Genomic DNA, 21,757 nt, shown 5'->3' with positions numbered 1-21,757 from the left:
GATGAAAGGGAGAGTCAGAAATGAATATTATTGACAATGATTTGCTCTCCATACAAGAATCTAGAATTCTTGTGGAAAATGCAAGAGATGCACAAAAACTTCTGGCAGCTTTTCCTCAGGAAAAACTGGATGAGATTGTTGAGCGTATAGCGGAAGAAATAGGAAAGCATGCCCGTGAACTTGCCGTGATGTCCCAAGATGAAACTGATTATGGTAAATGGCAGGATAAATATGTAAAAAATCGATTTGTCAGTAAGTGCCTGCCAGCTAGGCTTAGAGGAATGCGTTGTGTGGGAATTATTGGTGAGGATAAACAGAACAAGACCATGGATGTAGGGGTGCCGATGGGTGTAATTATTGCATTATGTCCCGCGACTAGCCCAGTTTCTACCACTATTTACAAGGCTTTAATTGCAATCAAGTCTGGTAATGCAATTATTTTTTCTCCGCACCCCAGAGCAAAAAAAACAATTTGTAAAACGCTTGATATTATGATTCGTGCAGCAGAGGGTTATGGATTGCCGGAAGGTGCACTTGCCTATTTGCATACTGTGACGCACAGCGGGACGATTGCATTGATGAATCATGAGTCAACGTCATTGATTATGGATACGGGCGTTTCCAAAATGCTTAAGGCAGCTTATACATCAGGAAAGCCTGTTATCTACGGAGGAACCGGCAATGGGCCGGCGTTTATTGAGCGTACAGCTGATATTAAACAGGCGGTGAGAGATATTATTGCCAGCAAGACTTTTGACAATGGAATAGTGTCTGCGGCAGAACAATCAGTTGTTGTGGATAGCTGTATTGCAGCTGATGTTAAGCATGAATTTCAGAATAACGGCGGGTATTTTATGACAGAAGAAGAAACACAAAAACTTGGTTCTATTTTTTTTAGATACGATGGGAGTATGGATACAGAAATAGTAGGAAAATCAGCACAAAAATTAGCTAAGAAGGCAGGCTTTTGTGTTCCAAGTAGTGTGAAGGTATTGATCTCGGAACAGAAATATGTTTCCGAGAACAACCCTTATTCAAGAGAAAAACTTTGTCCTGTACTAGCTTATTATATTGAGGATGATTGGATGCATGCCTGTGAAAAATGTATTGAACTGCTTCTCAGCGAAAGACATGGACATACTCTTGTTATACACTCAAAAAATGAAGAAGTAATTAGACAGTTTGCATTGAAAAAGCCGGTGGGAAGGATACTTGTTAATACGCCTGCTTCCTTTGGCAGCATGGGTGTTACAACTAATTTGTTTCCTGCTTTGACTCTGGGCAGCGGATCCATGGGTAAGGGCATGACTTCTGATAATGTTTCACCGATGAATCTCATCTATATCCGCAAAGTCGGTTATGGTGTAAGAAAAGTAGGAGAAGTTACTGGCAGAGTGATACCAGAAGGAAAAACCTGTATGGGTAATGAAGCAAGACCACTGGATTATAATCCGGAGGATGTACAGATGCTTCAGCACATTTTAAAAAAAGCTATAGAAGAGATTAAGTAATGCATAGACAGATGTATATAAACTACAGATGGAAAAATCAGATAACTGAATCTGAAATAATTATAAAAGAAGAGAGGTAAGTATTTTGGATATTCGTGAATTTTCAAGTAAATTTGCAGAAGCAACTAAAAATATGTCTGCAAATGAACAAGTTGCTTTATTGAAAATATTTGAGGGTGTTTCGAAAGAAATCACAAAAGAAGATGAAAGTTCTGCTTCTAATTCTCAAACATGTTGTAGCGATGATAAGGGAGTCCCCAATGGAATGACAGGGCGTTTGAAAAAACTTAAGGAAAATTATTTGAAGCAAAAACCTTCCATAACCACATATCGTGCCAGAGCAATAACTAAAATTGCCAAAGAAAATCCTGGTATGCCTAAAATTTTACTGCGTGCCAAATGCTTCCGCCACTGTTGTGAAACTGCACCACTTGTAATTCAAGATAATGAACTTATTGTAGGAGCACCTTGTGGAGCACCTCGTGCAGGAGCCTTTTCTCCCGACATATCCTGGAGATGGCTGGCGGACGAAATTGATACCATTGGAACACGCCCTCAAGATCCATTTTATATTTCCGAAGAAGATAAAAAGATTATGCGTGAAGAGCTTTTCCCTTTCTGGAAGGGTAAATCCGTTGATGAATACTGTGAAGATCAGTATCGTGAAGCGGGAGTATGGGAACTTTCAGGTGAATCCTTTGTTTCAGATTGTTCTTACCATGCAGTCAATGGCGGCGGCGATTCAAATCCTGGATACGATGTGATCCTGATGAAAAAGGGTATGAAGGATATTCAGGAAGAAGCGAAGGAGCATTTAAAAAAACTGGATTATGAAAATCCGGAGGACATTGACAAGATCTATTTTTACAAATCCGTTATCGACACTACTGAAGGGGTTATGATTTATGCTAAGCGTATGTCTGATTATGCGGCTGAACTGGCTGTAAAGGAAATGGATCCTAAACGTAAAGAGGAACTGCAGAAGATTTCTGAAGTCAATGCATGGGTACCCGCACACAAACCCCGTACTTTCTGGGAAGCAATTCAATCTGTATGGACTATTGAATCACTGTTGGTAGTTGAAGAAAATCAGACTGGAATGTCTATTGGACGTGTGGATCAGTATATGTATCCATTTTACAAAGCAGATATGGAGCAGGGACGTATGAATAGTTTTCAGGCATTTGAGCTCGCGGGCTGTATGCTTATAAAAATGTCTGAAATGATGTGGATTACCAGTGAAAGCAGCTCCAAGTTCTTTGCAGGCTATCAGCCATTTGTCAATATGTGTGTAGGCGGTGTTACCCGTGATGGCCTTGATGCTACAAATGATTTGACTTACCTGCTGATGGATGCTGTCCGCCATGTCAAGGTTTATCAGCCGTCTCTGGCATGCCGTATTCACAACAAGTCGCCTAGAAAGTATTTGAAAAAAATTGTAGATGTTATTCGTGCAGGTATAGGATTCCCAGCTTGTCATTTTGATGATACACATATTAAGATGATGCTGGCAAAGGGAGTATCCATAGAAGATGCCAGGGACTACTGCATAATGGGATGTGTAGAGCCTCAAAAGGCCGGTCGGCTGTATCAGTGGACTTCTACTTCTTACACCCAGTGGCCTATTTGTATTGAATTGGTTCTAAACCACGGTGTTCCTCTGTGGTATGGCAAGCAGGTTTGTCCTGATATGGGAGAGTTGAACAGGTTTAAGAATTATGAAGAATTCGACAAAGCTGTTAAGGAAGAGATCAAATATATTACGAAGTGGACTGATGTTGCTACAGTTATTTCTCAACGTGTCCACAGAGATCTAGCTCCAAAGCCATTGATGTCTATCATGTATGAAGGCTGTATGGAGCATGGTAAAGATGTTTCTGCCGGTGGTGCTATGTACAACTTTGGACCTGGCGTTGTATGGACTGGCTTGGCTACTTATACAGATTCCATGGCCGCTATCAAAAAGCTGGTATTTGATGATAAAAAATATACACTACAGCAGTTAAATGAAGCGCTGAAAGCTGATTTTGTAGGATACGAACAGGTTAGAAACGATTGTATGAAAGCTCCTAAGTACGGCAATGATGATGATTATGTAGATCTGATTGCTGCGGATTTGATCAACTTTACGGAAATGGAACACCGCAAGTATAAGACACTGTACTCTGTCCTGAGTCATGGAACTTTATCCATATCCAATAATACACCGTTTGGACAAATGACAGGTGCATCTGCCAGTGGACGTAAAGCCTGGACGCCATTGTCCGATGGCATCAGCCCATCACAGGGTGCAGATTATAAGGGACCAACTGCTATTATCAAATCTGTTTCCAAAATGTCCTGTGACAACATGAATATAGGTATGGTCCATAACTTTAAGCTTATGGCAGGGCTGCTTGATACACCGGAGGGTGAGGAGGGCATTATCACGCTTTTGCGTACTGCATGTCTTTTTGGTAATGGACAGATGCAGTTCAATTACCTGGATAATAAAACGTTAGTTGAAGCACAAAAACATCCTGAACAGTATCGTGATTTAATTGTCCGTGTAGCAGGTTACAGTGCATTTTTCGTTGAGCTGTGCAAAGATGTTCAAGATGAGATTATAAGTAGGACTATGCTGACACATTTTTAAGTGTAGTATACCGTTGGATTTAAATTGATTTATCTGTTCCCATGTCTTTCTACGAACTGTGACAGAGAGGATGGGTGTAGTTAAATTGTTCAGTTGAATATTAAAATGAGTCAAACAGGAGAATGGTTGGTATGAGTGATAGGAAGGGAGCAATAACTGAAAGAAAAGCGTTCATTTTCAATGTGCAAAAATACAATATGTATGATGGGCCGGGAGTAAGAACACTGGTGTTTTTCAAGGGATGTCCACTGCGCTGCAGATGGTGTGCGAATCCTGAAGGACTGGAACGAAAATATCAAGTTATGTTTAAAAGAAATTCTTGTATTGATTGTGGTGCCTGTGTTTCGGTGTGTCCAGTTGGAATACATACCATTTCAGAAAAATTGAAGCATGAGGTCAATCATAGTATTGATTGCCTGGGATGTCGTAAGTGTGAGAATGTATGTCCTCAGTCTGCATTATCTGTTATGGGAGAAGTAAAAACTGTTTCCGAACTTATGGAAATCATTGAGGAAGATAGGAGATTTTATGATGTTTCAGGCGGGGGTGTCACGCTGGGAGGCGGCGAGGTAACCATGCAGTGGGAATTTGCTGCAAGTCTGCTTATGGCATGTAAGCAGGAGGGAATCAATACTGCTATTGAAACCTGCGGCTATGCAAAACTGGAATCAATGCTTAAAATTGCTGAATTTTTGGATTTGTTTCTTTTTGATATAAAGCATATCGATTCTGAACGACACTATCAGCTTACGGGAGTTCACAATGAGCGGATTTTAAATAACCTAAAAGAACTTCTTCATCGCAGGTACAATGTAAAGGTCAGAATGCCTTTATTGAAAGGTATAAATGATAGTCAAAATGAAATTGAGAGTGTAATTGATTTTTTGATGCCTTTCCGCGATTATAAGAATTTTAAAGGTATAGATCTGCTTCCCTATCACAAATTAGGGGTAAATAAGTATGTACAGCTGGGCAGAGAGTATCCAATAAAGGGCGATCCAAGCTTGAGTAGTGATGAATTGGACAGAATTGAGAGTTGGATTAAAAAATATGAATTCCCGGTTGCAGTTATAAAGCATTGATGAGTTGTTGAAATAAAAAATAAATGGAGATGAAATTTACAACCGCTCCTATTACAAGAACATGAAAAGGAAGAGAATAATGATAATCGGACCCACGAATTGTGGGAAGACCACCTTGGCAAATGCGTTGAATGACTATAGGGGTCCATTGAGAAAAGCACAGGATATTATTTATGGGAAAAATACTATAGATGTTCCAGGTTCTTATATTGAAAATACATGGATGTACAAGCATATAATTGCAGCTGCCCAGGATGCATCGCATGTTTTGATGTTAATTGACCAGTCAAGGTGTGTTAATGTGTATTCCCCTGGTTTTGCCAAAGCATTTAGATGTCCTGTAGTTGGTGTAATTACCAAAGTTGATTTGATGGCAGAAAATGAAGAATTCTGCTTTAAACAGTTAAAACAGATAGGAATTGTAGAACCTTACTATAAAATCAGTGTCCCTAGTAGGATAGGTATTGATGCTTTAAAAGAGTATTTATTTTTTAAAAAGAAGTAAAGGGGGATTGAAATGAAATTTATTACCGAAATTGATTTGAGGGATTTATATAGAAAAGAACCTTTTACAGATTATAAGATTGAACCGGGGACAAGGCTTACGCCGGGAGCACGTCAATTTTTGGCAGATAGGGGAATAAATAAATTTGACAATGGTTCTTATGCAAAAAAAAATGATGTAAATAAAAGGCATCTATCTGAGCTGCCAAAAAAACAAGATGATTGGAAAAAAAAGAAACTCCGCAGCAGAATGAAGTCAGTAGAGGCATTATTTTTTGTCACAGAGGAAGAATTTTTAAGCAGAGATGTCTTTTTGGCACAGAGCATTATTGATCTGGGTAAACAATTTACTAAAATTAAGAATGCTCTGGATAGTAAAAGCCCCATTGAAGATCTTTGCCTTAAGGAATGTACGGGAATAAATGCTGATAATTTTTCTAATGATTTAGATGATTGTTTTGAGATTACTGATTTCCATGTGCAGTTGAAAAATGGCAGGGATATTATAATCTTGCATAGGCTGCGCTGTGCCCTTAGGGAAATTGAACCGGTTGTTTTAGAAGCTTATGAAGACAGTGATGATGGAAATGAATTGCTGTATAAAGATATTATTGGGAAAGTTAATCAGATTATCAATGCCTTGTCCCAAAGGATTTGTTCTATTTTTGGAGGTAAAAAATGTCAGAGAAAAAATTGACTTTTAAATTTTGCGATAAGCTTGTAGATGATTTTGAACATGTAGTAAAACATCCTATTGTGGATAAATCGTCTGTTTATTATACGGGAGTTGATTTAGGAACTGCCTGTGTTGTTTTAGCAGTTCTAGATGAAAACTATAGGCCGGTAGCAGGCGATTATAGATATGCTGATGTAGTTCGCGATGGTATGGTTGTAGATTATATTGGTGCAATTAATATTGTCAGGGAAATGAAACGGGGAATCGAGGAAAAATTGGGTACAGAATTGATTTATGGTGCTGCAGCCATTCCACCTGGAACAGATGAACTGGATTCGGGGGCAGTTAGAAATGTGGTTCAGGCTGCTGGCTTTGAATTGACTAACGTGCTTGATGAACCTACAGCTGCCAATAAAGTACTCAAAATCAAGAATGGTGCAGTGGTAGATATTGGCGGTGGAACCACGGGAATTTCGATTCTTAAGGATGGAAAAGTTGTGTACATTGCTGATGAACCCACAGGTGGTACTCAACTTTCTCTGGTCGTATCCGGTGCATACAACATGCCTTTTGAGAAAGCGGAACTTTACAAACGTAATTCTGAAAATCATAAGGAACTGCTGCCGGTATTAAAGCCAGTAGTTGAAAAAATTTCGTCTATTATTAACCATCACATCAAAGGTTATGATGTACAGGAAATATCCCTGGTAGGAGGGACATGCTGCTTGACAGGTATTGAAAAAATTATAGAAAAGCAGACGGGGATTTTTACTCATAAACCACATAATCCAATGTTTGTGACTCCCTTGGGTATAGCACTTAGCTGTAGACAGGAAGGTATGTAATAGGAGATGGTTGTGTATGGAGTTCCGAATTATTAAATCTCCTTCAAAAGGTGCTGTAGACATGCTTATGCGGCGCTCAGGGGCCAGTGGTATTAGTAAAGATTCAATTCGCATTGATGCAGTTGGCCTTGTACAGGGAAAAATGATAGAGATGATTTGTGCAGCTGATATTGCCGAAAAGGCAGTTGATGTTACGGTAGAAGATATTAGAGGCAGTTGTCCTCAAAATATGATAATGATTGCAATTTTTGGCGATACAGCATCTGTTGAATCAGCAATTCGAGAGATTAAACGCAATTTCAAAAAGGGGAAGGATTTATGTTAACGGCAAGATTGATTGACAATATATGGGCAACAAGAAAGGCAGAGTCGCTTAATGGACTGAAGTTCATGTTGGCAGAGGTAATTGGCGGCAGTGATGCTGGCAAGCGTTTAATTGTTGCAGATATCATCAGTGCTGGTATTGGAGATAGGGTTATTGTATGTACGGGTTCATCAGCTCGAAGGATGCTGGGGAATGATGATATTCCAATTGATGCGGCTGTTGTCGGAATAATTGATGAAGACTGCAATTTTGAATAAATTCAGGAGGTGTAAGGATGAGTCTTCTTGATATGGTGAGAGAAGCTGGCGTTATCGGTGCAGGCGGTGCAGGGTTTCCTACCCATGCAAAGCTAACATCAAAGGCAGAGTATATACTTCTTAATGGAGCTGAATGTGAACCGCTGCTGCGGGTAGATCAGCAGCTGATGAAACTGTTTCCCGATGAGATAATTAAGGGGTTTGAAGCAGCTGGAAAGTTAGTGGGTGCTGCCAAGGGCCTTATAGGTATTAAAGGAAAGCATAAAGAAGTAATTTCCATACTTCGTAATAGGATCAAGGCACTTCAAGTAAGTGATTTTATTGAAGTCAAAGAACTTCCAGATATTTATCCAGCAGGTGATGAACAGGTTTTGGTTTATGAGCTGACAGGTAGAGTTGTTCCAGAAACGGGTATCCCAATTAAAGTTGGATGTGTGGTAGTTAATACAGAAACAGCATTGAATATTTATCACGCTAATCTTGGAGAACCGGTTACGGAGAAATATATTACAGTTGCAGGGGATATTCCCAAACGATTGACTGTAAAAGTACCGGTAGGCACACCTATTATAGATGTGTTAAAACTGAGTGGTATAGAAAATTTTGATGATTATGCAGTTATTGATGGCGGCCCTATGATGGGACCTGTCATGGATAATATAGATGGATATGTTACAAAGAAGAATAAGGGATTTGTAATTTTGAAAAAGCAACATTCTCTAATCCGAAGGAAATCCGTTAATATAGAACAGGCAAGAAGAGTAAATAGATCTTCCTGTGAACAGTGCCGTATGTGTACGGATATGTGTCCTCGTTATCTTCTTGGACATAATATGCAGCCGCACAAGATAATGAGGGCTTTGAATTATGCATTAGATGATGTTGAGGGTCAGAAGATTGCACAGCTGTGCTGTCAGTGTAATTTATGTGAATTGTTTTCATGTCCCGCAGGGCTTTATCCCAAATCTGCAAATCTATATTTTAAGGGGAAACTGGCGGAGCAGAATATAAGGTATAAACCGATTAAGTCGCAATTTGCTGCCAGAAAAAGTCGTGAATATCGTTTGATTCCAAGTAAGCGTCTTATTGCAAGGTTAGGTTTGAATAATTTTGATAGACCGGCTCCTATGACAGAAGTTAATATGGAACCTGAATTAGTACATATTGCGATGAGGCAGCATGTAGGAGCGCCTGCAGTTCCAATTGTCAATCCTGGCGATTATGTACAGGTGGGACAGCAAGTTGGTAAAATTCCTGAAGATAGCCTAGGTGCCGCCGTTCATGCAAGTATTTCAGGAAAGGTTATCGAAAGTGAAAATGGTTTTATTGTGATAAGGAGGGAATGATATGTTGAAAGCAATAGGAATGGTAGAATTTACAAGCATTGCACGTGGTATATATGCAGCAGATCAGATGGTAAAAATTTCTCATGTGGAAATAGTTACGGCAGGTTCTACCTGTCCTGGCAAATATATTGCTATTGTTGACGGGGATGTTGCAGCAGTAAAAGATTCAGTAGATATTGGTGAAAGGCTGGCAGGAGAATTTTTAGTTGATTCTATTGTTATACCAAATGTAAGTCCGGCAGTGTTTCCAGCAATAACAGGTGCAACTGTACCAGATGAAATTCAAGCCTTGGGAATTATGGAGTCTTTTTCTCTGTCAACAATGATTGCTGCAGCTGATGCAATCCTTAAAGCTGCAGAGTTACAGCCATTAGAGCTTCGCCTGGGAAATGGATTAGGTGGTAAGTCATTCTTTACTTTTACTGGTGACGTGGCTGCAGTTGAAGCTGGTATTGGGGCCGGAAAAGCTATTGCAGAGGAAAAAGGTTTATTAGTAAATGCAGAGGTAATACCTTCACCCTCTGATATACTGGTGGCATCTTTACTTTAAATATGTAAAAGCTTTTATATATGGGAGGATGTTTTCAATGATTATATCAATGAATGAAAGGATGTGGAGGAATGAAAAAATTAATTTGTGTCAAAGATGTTGACGATGCGGAAAAGCAAGGTCAAAAGACAGTTTATATTGACTGTAATACGATTATTACTCCATCGGCTAAGGATGCAGCCAGAGCTCGTGGAATAGAGTTTTCTACAGAAACTCAAGTTTGCAAAACAAAGGAGCCTTGTGAAACAAAAAGTTCCTGCGAAACGAAGAACTCTTCTGTGGAGAAAGCTCCTGAACCTCTAAAAAATTGTGAGAGTGGAATTAGCAGTGATATGATCTATAAAGTGCTCAAGGTCATGATGGATAAGGGTCTTTTAAAAGGTGTACTTGATTCAGTTTCCAATAAACCATATGTTGCTGAAAGTGATTGTAGCGGTTTGAAGTTAGTCCGTGGAAACTCAGTAAAATTTGATACCTTTGATACTGGGAATCCAAATGCCAAAGTATGTTATCAGGAATTGATCAGTAAAGATGATTCTTCTATGAGTGCCGGATTTTTAACAATTGATCATTCTAGTTTTGACTGGAAACTGACTTATGAGGAGATTGATTATGTTATCGAAGGTACATTGACAATTACTCTTAATGGGAAGACATTCACTGTACACCCGGGTGACGTACTCTATGTTCCATCGGGATCCAAAGTTATATGGGGATCTCCTGACAAGGTCAAGTTATTCTATGTTACATATCCAGCCAACTGGGCTGATCTTGTAAGCTAGAACTAAGAGGGGGACTAAGTGATGCAAGCACTTGGATTAATCGAAACGAAAGGACTCGTTGCAGCTATTGTGGCTGTAGATGCCATGCTCAAGGCAGCATATGTGAATATTTTGGAGAAGACATATGTAGGAGGAGGCCTTGTTTCGATTGCTGTAACTGGTGATGTAGCTGCAGCAAAAGTAGCTGTAGAAGCTGGTGCAGCTGCAGTTAAATTGATAAATAACACATTACTGATTTCACAGCATGTAATTCCACGTCCACATGAGTATTTAGACAAGATAATTGTATCATCAGTACCAGCGGAAAGTGAAGATATTTTAGTTACTGCTTCAGCAGAAGCCGAATTAAAAGAAGAAGTGGAAAACATTGTAGAGGTTCCTGTTGAGGTTAAAGAAACAGTAACAATTGAAGATTTAGGAGTAAAGGAGACAAATAATAGGGAATCCATGCCAAAAGAAACAACAGTTTTGTTGAAAGAAGGTTTGAGTAAAAAGCACAATAAGGAAGCTGTAGACAAGATAGTATTTGAATGTGGCCCTGAGAAAGCCATTGAGATTTTAAGCAAATATAAGGTGGTAGAACTTAGAAATCTAGCACGCAAATATGAAAACTTTGGCATTAAAGGAAGGGAAATTTCTAGAGCAAGTAAAAAGCTGCTGATTGCAGAGTTTGGAAAGTATTATGGGCATAGTTAACACAGTTGCAGAAATTAAAATAAATAATAAAAGTTTTATGAAAAATAATGGAGGGATCACAATTGGAAAATATTGATCATGATTTACGTTCTGTACAAGAAGCGAGAAATCTTGCACGTCTAGGAAAAATTGCAGCAGATCAAATTGCTAATTATACTGAAGAGCAAATCGATAAAATTCTGCGCAATATGGTTAAAGTGGCAGAGGAAAATGCAGTTTGTTTAGCCAAAATGGCTGTAGAAGAAACCGGTTTTGGAAAGGTTGAAGATAAGACTTATAAAAACCATATGGCTTCTACTTGTGTATATAATTCTATTAAAAATATGAAGACAATTGGTGTAATCAAAGAAAATCCGGTTGATAAGGTAATTGATATTGCAGAACCTGTTGGCTTAGTAATGGGTATAGTTCCTTCTACAAATCCAACATCCACCGCTATTTTCAAATCAATGATAGCAATTAAATCACGTAATGCCATTGTATTTTCACCACATCCTGCTGCAATAAAATGTACAACAAAAGCTGTTAGTCTCATGTGTAATGCAGCAGTAGAAGCAGGTGCTCCTGCGAATATTATAGGCAGCATTTTAACACCGTCTATGAATGCTACGAACGAGTTGATGAAATGCAAAGAGGTTTCCATGATAATTGCAACTGGAGGACCGGGGATGGTAAAAGCTGCTTATAGTTCTGGAAAGCCTGCATTGGGCGTCGGTGCTGGTAATTCTCCAGCTTATATTGAGAAAACAGCTGATGTTCACGAAGCGGTTAGGGATGTTATTGCTAGTAAGAGCTTTGATTATGGTACTATCTGTGCATCTGAACAGTCTGTAATTGCTGAAGAGTGCAATCATGATGCTATAGTAACTGAATTCAAAAAACAGGGTGGATATTTTATGACAGCTGAAGAAACCAAAAAAGTTTGTAATCTACTTTTTAAAAATGGCGGCCACAGTATGAGTGCAAAATTTGTTGGAAGATCACCACAGGTCATTGCCTCTGCTGCAGGTATTTCAATTCCAGAGGGAACAAAAGTTTTACTTGGAGAACAACAGGGTGTTGGTGACGGTTATCCGCTTTCTTATGAAAAATTGACAACAGTACTTGCTTTTTATACAGTTAAAGATTGGCATGAAGCATGTGATTTAAGTATTAGATTGCTTCAAAATGGCCTTGGTCATACTATGAACATCCATACAAATGATAGAGATATGGTAATGAAGTTTGCTAAAAAGCCAGCATCCCGTATTCTGGTTAATACCGGTGGAAGTCAGGGCGGCACTGGTGCAAGTACAGGGTTATTGCCTTCCTTTACATTAGGCTGTGGTACATGGGGAGGAAGTTCTGTTTCTGAAAATGTCAGTCCGATGCATTTGATTAATATCAAGAGGGTTGCATATGGTATTAAAAACTGCAGCACATTGGCTTCAGATGATCCGACGTTCAATCATCCTGAACTTTCTGGCAGCTGTGGGAATCAGCGGGATTTAGGATGCTATGCTACGAGTCCTGCCTCCTATGTTGCAAAGAGTACTTGCCAGAATAAAGCTAATTATGATAAGGAATGTTATAGTACAAATTCTGATTCAACTGACAATGAAAAGCTTACTAAGCTGGTAAGTGAATTAATAGCTGCGATGAAGGGAGCTAATTAAAATGGACAACAAGTATGAAGCTGTCCTCAAACTTTTACTGGAGACTGTCAAAGATAATATGCCTTCTGAAGGTAGGAGAGAGGATGAGTATAAAATTCCAATCGGAATTTCGAATCGTCATGTTCACCTTTCACAGGTAGATTTTAACACCTTATTTGGAGAAGGATATCAGTTGACTAGAGTTAAGGATCTAACACAACCAGGACAATTTGCGTGTAAGGAGACTGTGACTATCTGCGGCCCAAAGGGTGCCATTGAAAAGATTAGGATTCTTGGCCCAATACGCAGTAAGACACAGGTGGAAGTTCTAAAGGGAGATTCTTTTAAATTGGGGACAGTTCCACAGATTAGAATGTCAGGTGATTTACACGGAACATCTGGAATTACTATAGTTGGACCAAAGGGATCCATTCAGATAAAAGAAGGATTGATTGTTGCACAGCGTCACATCCATATGACACCTGGAGATGCACAGCATTTTGATGTTCATGATGGGCAAATAGTAAGCATTCAGGTTGATGGGCCGCGAGGTGGTATTTACAATAATGTAGTTATTAGGGCAAATGATGCTTCGGCTTTAGAATGTCATGTTGATACAGAAGAAGCAAATGCCATGAATCTTAATAATGTATCGAAAATTACAATAATAAAATAAGGTATTAGGAAGAAAGGAGAAAAAAAATGAAATATGATGCATTGGGAATGATCGAAACGAGGGGTTTGGTAGGTTCTATTGAAGCAGCAGATGCTATGGTTAAAGCAGCTAATGTTTATTTGATTGGTAAGGAACATGTTGGAGGCGGTCTTGTAACAGTGATGGTAAGAGGAGATGTAGGTGCTGTAAAGGCAGCTACTGATGCTGGTGCAGCAGCAGCACAGCGTGTTGGTGAGTTGATTTCAGTTCATGTTATTCCACGTCCGCATGTGGAAGTTGAAAGTATTCTTCCTAAAATTGAAAAGGAAGATGAAAAATAAATTGTAGATCATAAATAAGGTTTTAGGAGGGAGAAAAAAATGCAACATGATGCATTGGGAATGATTGAAACAAAAGGTTTAATAGGTTGTATTGAAGCAGCAGATGCAATGGTTAAGGCGGCAAATGTCCATTTAATTGGTAAGGAACATGTTGGAGGTGGTCTTGTAACAGTGATGGTAAGAGGAGATGTAGGTGCTGTAAAGGCAGCTACTGATGCTGGTGCAGCAGCAGCACAGCGTGTTGGTGAAGAACTGATTTCAGTTCATGTTATTCCACGTCCGCATGTTGAGGTTGAATCTATTCTTCCTAAAATTTCTGAAGGAAATGAAGAGTAGACAAAAATTTGATATTTGAAAAGACATATGAAGATGACTTTAAAATAAGATATAATATGCTATCATCTTATGATAGATGCTAAAATCAAAATGATAGTTTGTTTAGAGAATGTATCTGGATCCATGTAAATCAAATCGGGATACGTTCTTTTTTCAAATGTAATTGGTACTATAAAATTTATAAAGGGAGGCTATGATGCACTGGTTTTTTCTATTTTTAGCAATAACGTTGGAGCTAATAGGTACTTCGTTAATGAAAATTTCCAATGGATTAACGAGGTTATTTCCATCCATAGGTATGTTTGTTGCATATTTTTTATGCTACAGTGTATTTTCATTGGCTTTAAAGAAAATAGATGTAAGTATTGCATATGCAATATGGTCAGGGGTAGGAATTACAGTAATATCAGTTATTGGAATAATGTTTTTTAAAGAGGAAATTAACATGGGTAAAGTAATATCTATAATTTTAATTATCACTGGAATAGTAGGCTTAAATTTAAGTGGTGTAAATCATTAAAAAATGTTAGTACAGATGGCTACCATATTAGGGTAGCCATCTGTATTTACTTTGTGTAAATTAAATTTTAAGTACATTTTCTCTTTTTATAGCTTGTTATAGCTTGAATATGGAAATCATGTTTTTCAATTTTTCAGAGCTTGATTTTGATTCTGCTGTCTGATTCAATACGTTATTGCTTAATTCAGCTACTTCTGAAGACATCTGTGCTATGCTTGTAGTTCCCTGTGCACCTTCTTCCGATGCTGCAGATACCTCTCCCACGGATTTTACTATATCAGAAATAGATGAAAGTAATTTTTCAGATATTTTATTGAAATCATCAATCAATTTTTTGATTTCAGAAGAATCTTTGCTGTACTGTTCTCCTGTTTTAACTAAATTAGTATAATCAGGCACCACTTGTTTTTCGATAAATTTCATTATATCTCTTGAACTATTTCTAAGTGCATCTACGGATTGAACTACATCCTTATTGGTATTTTGAATTTGGATGACCATGTTCTGAGATGAATCGGCTAGCTTTCTGATTTCATCTGCTACAACGGAAAATCCTTTTCCAGCTTCTCCTGCACGTGCTGCTTCGATAGATGCATTTAGTGCAAGTAAATTTGTCTGTGAGGTTATCTCCAATATTTCATCTGTCAATGAGTTTATTTGCTCCACAGCTTTTGACTTTTCAAGTGCCAGTTGTAATTTTTTATTCATATCTGAACTCATGTCATGTACATTCTGTTGAGATTGAATTGCAGAGGATTTCAGAGCATCAGCTCTTGTATTTATTTTTTCTGCAGATTTTAATCCGCTTTCGATTGCTGATGACATGCTTTCAACGGTTTTCTTTATTTCAGATGCCGAGTTGTTCATTTCTTGAGAGGATGCCGCAGTTTCTTCCATTCCGGCAGAGAGTTCCTCTGTAGTTGCAGATACATCACCAATCTTTGAGTTTAGGGTACCTATACTTTTTTCCACATTGCTTATTGAATGATCTACATTTAAAGAATTGTCTTTCACGCCTTTTACTATATTCTTAATTGATTTTTGCATTTTCCACATAGAATTTATCATATTTCCAATTTCATCTTTGGATTTTGAAAACTTAGAATTAATTTCCTTACTGAGATCTCCCTGTGCCAATAAATCCAATTGATCTTCCGTATATTTAAGTCCTTTGGTCATATAACCTACAATTAATACTGTTACCAGGATTATAGCGGCAAGTCCAATACAGGCCATAAGTATTATTTCTCTTAATTGAGCATAGAAATCCTTTAAAATATTTGCCATGGGAATATCAATGCATAGACTCCAATTCATATCATAGTCACTTATTTTTACCGGGTATGCTACTCTGAAGACGTCCTCTCCTGTTGAAATTGATTTTCCTATGGCTTGAATCTGTTTGCCTGCAGATGTTTGGCTTACAACATTATTCCAGTCACTACCACTTTTCTTTGCATCAGTCATTATCAACTTCTTATTGGCCCCATTTGCTACATATATACCATTTTTCGATAAAAGTTGAGCATATCCTCCCATGGGTTTTATTTGATCTACAATATTTTGAAATGTTTCAAGTCTGTAATCTATGGATACAACTCCTCGAAAATTTTTATTTTCATCTAAAATAGGTACTACCAAAGATGCCATGGAGATATTATTGCCATTAACTTTATATACAGTTGGTTCCGTCACAAATACTCGTTTACTTCTTTTAGGAGTATTATACCAGGTCATCTCAGTTTCAGAATTATATGCCGGTTCAATATGAAAAGAGCCGTTGCTTCTGGTTACATAGGGTATAAACAATCCCTTTTCGCCGTATCCCGGTTTTCCTGCATAGGAAGAATCCTTGCCGTCAAAGGCATTTGGTTCAAAAGCCACTGTTATTCCATAAATATTAGGATATTTATTCAATATATTTTTTTGCATATCAATGATAATATCTCTATTCTTAACACCTTTTTTTATCTGACTGTTTATTGAATCTTTGAATGTATCACCTATTGTTTCAAGTGTTATAAAATGACTGTCAACCTGGGATGCATAGGATTTTGACATTTCCTCTGAGAGAGTTTTAGCTTGTGATATACTGCTATTATATAACCTGACTAATAATATAGAAAACGTAGCTGCGAAAGTTAGTATCAGCAATAGTCCAATTATAGTGCTAATTTTTACTTTTAAACTCATTTTTTGTAACATAAATTTTATCCCCCTTTTACGTTTTTAAATCATATATTAGTATATAAAAATAACCATTTTTATTAGCTAAAATAGTTGGTATAATTTGTATAAATAAAGAACCCTAGCGATTTTATGTTAGAGTTCGATAAAAGATTTATAATAATTAGTACTTTAAAGATTTTATACTATGTTGCAATAATTTCATAACTTTCAATCTCTCTGTGCTGACATACGTGTATATTTTCTGTAGGATTGAGGAGTCATATTCATCTGTGTACAAAATACCCTGTTAAAATAAGAAGGATCTGAAAAACCACATTCTATTGAAATGCGATAAGCGGGATAATTGGTTGTCTCTAACAATCTACAGGCATGTTGAATTTTTAAATTGATTATATAATTTGAAAATGAAACCCCCATTTCCTTCTTAAAAACACGACTGAAATACTTGGGACTTAAAAATACTCTAGAAGCAACCATTTTCAAAGTGATTTTTTCTCTATAATGTTCTTTAATATATTTTATGGATTCCTCTATAAAGTATCGTTGACTTCCTCTAGAATCTTTAATATTTTCGTCAGGATTTTCTTCTGTCAATGCATCACAATCGTTTGCTGAGTCCAGCATTTTTCGGAAAACCTGTTTGATAACATTGGGTTTTACAGGTTTCAACAAGTACTCGGAAACTTGCAGCCTGATTGCTCTTTGTGCATAGGAAAAGTCCGAATAGGCGGACAAAATTGTAATAAATACATTGGGTAAAAATTTTCTGATTCTCTCAATGGCACTTAAACCGTCCAATTCAGGAATCATTATATCCATTATGATAACATTGGGTTGATATTGCTTTGCTAGATTGATGGCCTGTATTCCGCTTTCGCAGGTCAGCAGCTTATCTTCTGGAAAAAGCTCTTCAAGCATAACTGATCTAAGAAATTCTTGCTCAAGCATTTCATCTTCTACAATCAAAACCACGCTCATTGCTATCACCTCACAATAGGCTGGGTAGGAATTGTGATAGTAACGGTACTACCACTATAATCAGACTTTACAATTTCCAATCCGTACTGTTTCCCATAGTATTGTTTTAAGCGTTTGTCTGTATTCCAAAGCCCTAAACCCGATTTATTTTCAAATTTTTTCATGTTTAGCAAAATGTCCTTTGGAAAGCCATTTCCGTTATCCATAATGGAAATAATAATTTCCCTTTTACATTCCTCTGCACAAATAATTATTTTACCTCCTTCTCGTTTTGGTGTAATTCCGTGGATTAAGGAGTTTTCAACAATTGGCTGGATAACCATATTGGGAATTGTGTAAGATTTAATATTTTCAGGAATATCTATGCTGTATTCAAGGCGGTTTTTAAATCTCACTTTCTGAATATACAGGTATTTTTCAATATTATTGATTTCAGCGCCAATAGTGTGAAGTTGGTTTTCCTGTTTTAAGTTGTATCGCAGCAAGTCAGAAAGGCAATAAATGAGTTTTTCTGTTGTGTGAGAATGCTCAAAATAAGCCACACGGGCGATGCAGTTTAAAGTATTAAACAAAAAATGAGGATTAACTGCTAAAGACATGTTTTTTGCCTCTAGATCAATGATCTTTTTTTCCAGTATCTCTTTTTCAATTGATAACCTTTTCACATCTTGATGAAAATAACTTATATTTTCAGATAAGTCAAGAGAAATATTTTTAGCAATTTGACCGCATAAACGTTCATGTATTTTAATTTTATTGGATTCCACGGTTTTCAGTGAGGAAATCGATTTAGCAACAAATTCTAATTCTTCAGCTTTGCTCTCTTTGGAGGGATTTATATTAATCATGTATTTTTTATATTCATTATCCTTCAAATATACCTGCATACCGGCTACGTATCCTAAGGTTTCATTTTCTACTCTGATGGGAAAAAGTATATTTTCAAGGCCATATCGACATACAAATCTACCCTCGCCCTTGGGATTTAATCGACATCTGTAGTCAGGGCATACTTCTCCGCCCTTTTCCTGACATACATGTGTACAAAAATCAGGAGATGGAATAAATTCAAGCAAAATATTACCATTTGTATCTGCCAGAAACAGAGGAATATCTGATAAGGATAAAATACCACTATAACGATCGTATAAATTTGAGGATATTAATTTTTCAAGTGGATTATTAGTTTTATTCATACCTGTAAATGCACCTCTTATGACCTTATAATTGTACGTGAAGGAAGAAATTATCTAAACTTCATTGTAATACATAAGAATATGAAAGTAAACTAGTAATTTACCTTACTCTTTGAGTTTCGTCAAAAAGAAACCAAAGTTAATATTTTATAAGTTATTTTCTGTGATTTTGAACATTTTATAAATAGCATTTTCTACAAATATATATAAGTTCCTCAATTTGTTCTAAAAGCTGTATGGATTGCTTATTAAAATAAATATTGGATTTCAGTTTAAACTTACCTTCCATGATTTCCTCTCCTATTTTCTACTGAACTTTAATAATTACCATCATTTATGATACCATATAAGATAACTGATTTATTGTAGAATTAATGTATATTATTAGTATTATTGTATCTAGTTAAAATATTATATTGTATAATATCGTTTTTTTTGAATAATATCCACTTTTATTTTGAAAAGTGGAACTATTACAATAGAAGTTATTGTAATGGAATATTTGTAATGGAATCTAGAACTATGTCTATATAATTCTAGATTTCTGACTTCTATATACTGGTATCAGCTAGAAGAGACATATAAGGTAATATGTTGATTTTTAGGCATATTATTGTTATAATGATCCTTGTAATGGATTTCAGGAAATTATAAATTGGCGCATTTATTTGGTTGCTTATGTCTTCTTAATTAACAAAACAATAGATTGAATATGTGTGGTGGATTATTTATGGAAATGGAAGAATTAGTACAAAAAAAACTGCGTCTTGTTTTTAGTGACGACAGTATAATATTTGACAAAACTCGTTTTGCAGGTGGACTTACTAATTACAACTATATTATGAATATAAATGGAACAGAGTATGTTGTCCGGCAGCCAGGCGGTATGACCAATTTAATGATTGACCGAAAAATTGAAAAGCTTAATAATAAAATTGTTTCAGAGCTAGGCCTGAGCTCTGAGTGCATTTATTTTGATGAGGTAAGTGGGATTAAAATCAGTGTATATATTGAAAATAGTAAAAATATTGCCCAAATAGATCCTTGCTCTTCAGCTAATATAAAAGCTGTTTCTGCTCTTATGAAAAAGATTCACTCCAGCCAAAAACATTTTCCCAATTCTTTTAATTGGGAAAAAGAGTTAAACAAATATGAGCATATTATTAAAGAACTTAATGGAGATTTTTTCTTCGACTATGCTGCATTAAAAAAACGACTGCTGGATTTTATGCAAAAGAATATTAAAAATACAATTTCTGTCCCCTGTCACAATGATACGGTGCCCGAAAACTTTGTGGTGGATAATAAAGGAAGAACCTACCTTGTAGATTGGGAATATTCCGGGATGAACGATCCGAGTTGGGATGTAGCTGCGTATATTCTTGAATCCAGACTAACTGAAGATGCAATTAAATATCTCCTTTTAGACTATTATGGTAAGTTTCCCATGCCTTCAGAAATATTAAAAATAAAATGCTATATGATGGCACAGGATTTGCTGTGGATGGTATGGGCCATGATTAGGCACTACAGCGGTGATGATTTTCTCGATTACTGCTGTTTTAGGTATGAGCGTTTTCAAAGAAATGTCAAGACAATAACAGTTTCATCAGATTATTCCATTGCTGATATGGTAAAGAAATGTTAATAGAGGAAACATTGAAATTTTTATGCTTACTATGATAAAATAAGTAAGTATATTGATTATCATATTTTTATGACTATTAGTTATAGAAAGGATAATGACTCTAACTTTTTTGGGGTTGGAGTTATTTTTGTTTAATATTTATTGATTGTGGGTAATTCATAAGTATGAGAATAATGTAGAAGTTCAATTAATTATATGTGAGGAGAAAATATAAATGAATATTCTTGTTACACTGGATTCAAATTATTTAAAACCATTAAAGGTTATGCTGAAATCTTTATTTATGAATAATCCTGAAGAAAGATTTTATATTTATATGATGTATTCAAATATGGAAGAAGATGAGATTTATAATGTAAATAAATTTGTAAAAAAGGAAAACCATAAGCTTTTTATAATAAAAGTGGAGAATGAACATTTTAAAGATTCACCTTTGACTATGTATTATACTAAAGAAATGTACTATAGATTATTGGCATTTGAGTTTCTACCTTTAAATGTGGATAAAATATTATATCTTGATCCCGATATTCTGGTTATAAATCCAATAAGAAAATTATATGATATTGGTATTTCTAAATATCTTTATGCTGCAGCATGTCATAATATATTGACAGTTAAAGAAATCAATAAGTTGCGATTAAAACCTTATCAAATCGAAACATATTATAATTCCGGGGTTCTTTTAATGAATATTGATCTGCAAAGAGAAATTGTAAAAGAAAAAGAGATTTATGATTTTGTGAAGAAAAATAAAAATAAATTAATTTTGCCGGATCAGGATATAATTAATGCACTGTATTCCAAATATATAAAAAAATTTGATGAAATATTATTTAATTATGATCCTAGATATTATAAATATAATAAAATTTTAAGTAAAGGTAATATTGATATGGATTATGTAATTAATAATACTTCCATAATTCATTTTTGTGGAAAGAAAAAGCCCTGGCAAAAAAATTATGTAGGTGAATTTTATTCACTGTATAAACATTATGAAAAAATGGCATTATCTCACACATAAAAAAATATTTTAAATTGTTCATG

General features: G+C 36.2%; 22 protein-coding genes. 19 read left to right on the top strand and 3 right to left on the bottom strand.

What is annotated here, in order from left to right; all coding sequences use genetic code 11:
* The first annotated feature begins 20 nt into the window (after window positions 1–20).
* From ACFHWD_RS00965 to ACFHWD_RS00885, 17 genes are all read left to right on the top strand, one after another.
* The gene (locus ACFHWD_RS00965; protein ID WP_378059856.1) at window positions 21–1,511 is read left to right on the top strand and encodes an aldehyde dehydrogenase family protein; all 1,491 of its coding nucleotides are present in this window, start codon (window positions 21–23) and stop codon (window positions 1,509–1,511) included.
* 85 nt (window positions 1,512–1,596) lie between these two features.
* Window positions 1,597–4,146, top strand: a complete 2,550-nt coding sequence (gene cutC, locus ACFHWD_RS00960; protein WP_150356870.1) for a choline trimethylamine-lyase — start codon at window positions 1,597–1,599, stop codon at window positions 4,144–4,146.
* Window positions 4,147–4,277: 131 nt separating this feature from the next.
* Window positions 4,278–5,228 carry a choline TMA-lyase-activating enzyme gene (cutD, locus tag ACFHWD_RS00955; RefSeq protein WP_150356869.1) on the top strand — a complete coding sequence of 317 codons (951 nt, stop codon included), beginning with the start codon at window positions 4,278–4,280 and terminating at the stop codon, window positions 5,226–5,228.
* A gap of 61 nt (window positions 5,229–5,289) precedes the next feature.
* The gene (locus ACFHWD_RS00950) at window positions 5,290–5,733 is read left to right on the top strand and encodes a EutP/PduV family microcompartment system protein (protein ID WP_150356868.1); all 444 of its coding nucleotides are present in this window, start codon (window positions 5,290–5,292) and stop codon (window positions 5,731–5,733) included.
* 12 nt (window positions 5,734–5,745) lie between these two features.
* The gene (locus ACFHWD_RS00945) at window positions 5,746–6,429 is read left to right on the top strand and encodes an ethanolamine utilization protein (protein WP_150356867.1); all 684 of its coding nucleotides are present in this window, start codon (window positions 5,746–5,748) and stop codon (window positions 6,427–6,429) included.
* Window positions 6,411–7,253: an ethanolamine utilization protein EutJ gene (eutJ, locus tag ACFHWD_RS00940; protein ID WP_150356866.1), complete on the top strand. Its 843-nt coding sequence runs from the start codon at window positions 6,411–6,413 to the stop codon at window positions 7,251–7,253. Before ACFHWD_RS00945 ends, eutJ begins: the two co-directional genes overlap by 19 nt.
* Window positions 7,254–7,269: 16 nt before the next feature.
* Window positions 7,270–7,578, top strand: a complete 309-nt coding sequence (locus tag ACFHWD_RS00935) for a BMC domain-containing protein (RefSeq protein WP_150356865.1) — start codon at window positions 7,270–7,272, stop codon at window positions 7,576–7,578.
* A complete protein-coding gene (locus tag ACFHWD_RS00930; protein ID WP_150356864.1) occupies window positions 7,572–7,835 on the top strand; it encodes a EutN/CcmL family microcompartment protein in 264 nt (87 codons plus the stop codon). The genes ACFHWD_RS00935 and ACFHWD_RS00930 overlap by 7 nt, the downstream gene beginning before the upstream one ends.
* A 17-nt stretch (window positions 7,836–7,852) precedes the next feature.
* The gene (locus ACFHWD_RS00925; RefSeq protein WP_150356863.1) at window positions 7,853–9,181 is read left to right on the top strand and encodes a 4Fe-4S dicluster domain-containing protein; all 1,329 of its coding nucleotides are present in this window, start codon (window positions 7,853–7,855) and stop codon (window positions 9,179–9,181) included.
* Between the two features lies 1 nt (window position 9,182).
* Window positions 9,183–9,731, top strand: coding sequence for a BMC domain-containing protein (locus tag ACFHWD_RS00920; protein ID WP_150356862.1), 549 nt, complete (start codon window positions 9,183–9,185; stop codon window positions 9,729–9,731).
* A 71-nt stretch (window positions 9,732–9,802) separates the two neighbouring features.
* Window positions 9,803–10,513, top strand: a complete 711-nt coding sequence (locus ACFHWD_RS00915; protein WP_150356861.1) for a cupin domain-containing protein — start codon at window positions 9,803–9,805, stop codon at window positions 10,511–10,513.
* 21 nt (window positions 10,514–10,534) lie between these two features.
* Window positions 10,535–11,209 (top strand): BMC domain-containing protein, encoded by a 675-nt coding sequence (locus tag ACFHWD_RS00910; protein WP_150356860.1) that lies wholly within the window; start codon window positions 10,535–10,537, stop codon window positions 11,207–11,209.
* Between the two features lie 62 nt (window positions 11,210–11,271).
* Window positions 11,272–12,864, top strand: a complete 1,593-nt coding sequence (locus ACFHWD_RS00905; RefSeq protein WP_378059849.1) for an acetaldehyde dehydrogenase (acetylating) — start codon at window positions 11,272–11,274, stop codon at window positions 12,862–12,864.
* A gap of 1 nt (window position 12,865) precedes the next feature.
* Window positions 12,866–13,519: a phosphate propanoyltransferase gene (locus ACFHWD_RS00900; protein ID WP_150356858.1), complete on the top strand. Its 654-nt coding sequence runs from the start codon at window positions 12,866–12,868 to the stop codon at window positions 13,517–13,519.
* Between the two features lie 26 nt (window positions 13,520–13,545).
* On the top strand, window positions 13,546–13,839 hold the full coding sequence (eutM, locus tag ACFHWD_RS00895; protein ID WP_150356857.1) for an ethanolamine utilization microcompartment protein EutM: 294 nt from the start codon (window positions 13,546–13,548) through the stop codon (window positions 13,837–13,839).
* A gap of 39 nt (window positions 13,840–13,878) precedes the next feature.
* On the top strand, window positions 13,879–14,175 hold the full coding sequence (locus ACFHWD_RS00890; RefSeq protein WP_150356856.1) for a BMC domain-containing protein: 297 nt from the start codon (window positions 13,879–13,881) through the stop codon (window positions 14,173–14,175).
* A 196-nt stretch (window positions 14,176–14,371) separates the two neighbouring features.
* Window positions 14,372–14,695 carry a multidrug efflux SMR transporter gene (locus ACFHWD_RS00885; RefSeq protein WP_150356884.1) on the top strand — a complete coding sequence of 108 codons (324 nt, stop codon included), beginning with the start codon at window positions 14,372–14,374 and terminating at the stop codon, window positions 14,693–14,695.
* 96 nt (window positions 14,696–14,791) lie between these two features.
* Here ACFHWD_RS00885 and ACFHWD_RS00880 read toward each other — a convergent pair whose 3' ends face one another.
* The 3 genes from ACFHWD_RS00880 to ACFHWD_RS00870 all read right to left on the bottom strand — a co-directional run bounded on the left by ACFHWD_RS00880 (window position 14,792) and on the right by ACFHWD_RS00870 (window position 19,059).
* Window positions 14,792–16,900: a methyl-accepting chemotaxis protein gene (locus ACFHWD_RS00880; RefSeq protein WP_150356855.1), complete on the bottom strand. Its 2,109-nt coding sequence runs from the start codon at window positions 16,898–16,900 to the stop codon at window positions 14,792–14,794.
* A gap of 192 nt (window positions 16,901–17,092) precedes the next feature.
* The gene (locus ACFHWD_RS00875) at window positions 17,093–17,863 is read right to left on the bottom strand and encodes a helix-turn-helix domain-containing protein (protein WP_150356854.1); all 771 of its coding nucleotides are present in this window, start codon (window positions 17,861–17,863) and stop codon (window positions 17,093–17,095) included.
* A gap of 5 nt (window positions 17,864–17,868) precedes the next feature.
* Window positions 17,869–19,059 carry a histidine kinase gene (locus tag ACFHWD_RS00870; RefSeq protein ID WP_150356853.1) on the bottom strand — a complete coding sequence of 397 codons (1,191 nt, stop codon included), beginning with the start codon at window positions 19,057–19,059 and terminating at the stop codon, window positions 17,869–17,871.
* Window positions 19,060–19,789: 730 nt separating this feature from the next.
* Between ACFHWD_RS00870 and ACFHWD_RS00865 the strand changes: the two genes are divergently transcribed.
* Both ACFHWD_RS00865 and ACFHWD_RS00860 read left to right on the top strand, forming a co-directional pair.
* Window positions 19,790–20,707: a choline kinase family protein gene (locus tag ACFHWD_RS00865; RefSeq protein ID WP_150356852.1), complete on the top strand. Its 918-nt coding sequence runs from the start codon at window positions 19,790–19,792 to the stop codon at window positions 20,705–20,707.
* A 214-nt stretch (window positions 20,708–20,921) separates the two neighbouring features.
* Window positions 20,922–21,734, top strand: coding sequence for a glycosyltransferase family 8 protein (locus tag ACFHWD_RS00860; protein WP_179977935.1), 813 nt, complete (start codon window positions 20,922–20,924; stop codon window positions 21,732–21,734).
* Window positions 21,735–21,757 lie beyond the last annotated feature (23 nt).

The organism is Clostridium sp. MT-14, from assembly GCF_042436595.1.
Lineage (GTDB): Bacteria > Bacillota > Clostridia > Clostridiales > Clostridiaceae > Clostridium_B > Clostridium_B aromativorans.
The sequence above is the reverse complement of the archived record's forward strand: the minus strand, read 5'-3'. Positions and strand labels throughout refer to the sequence as shown.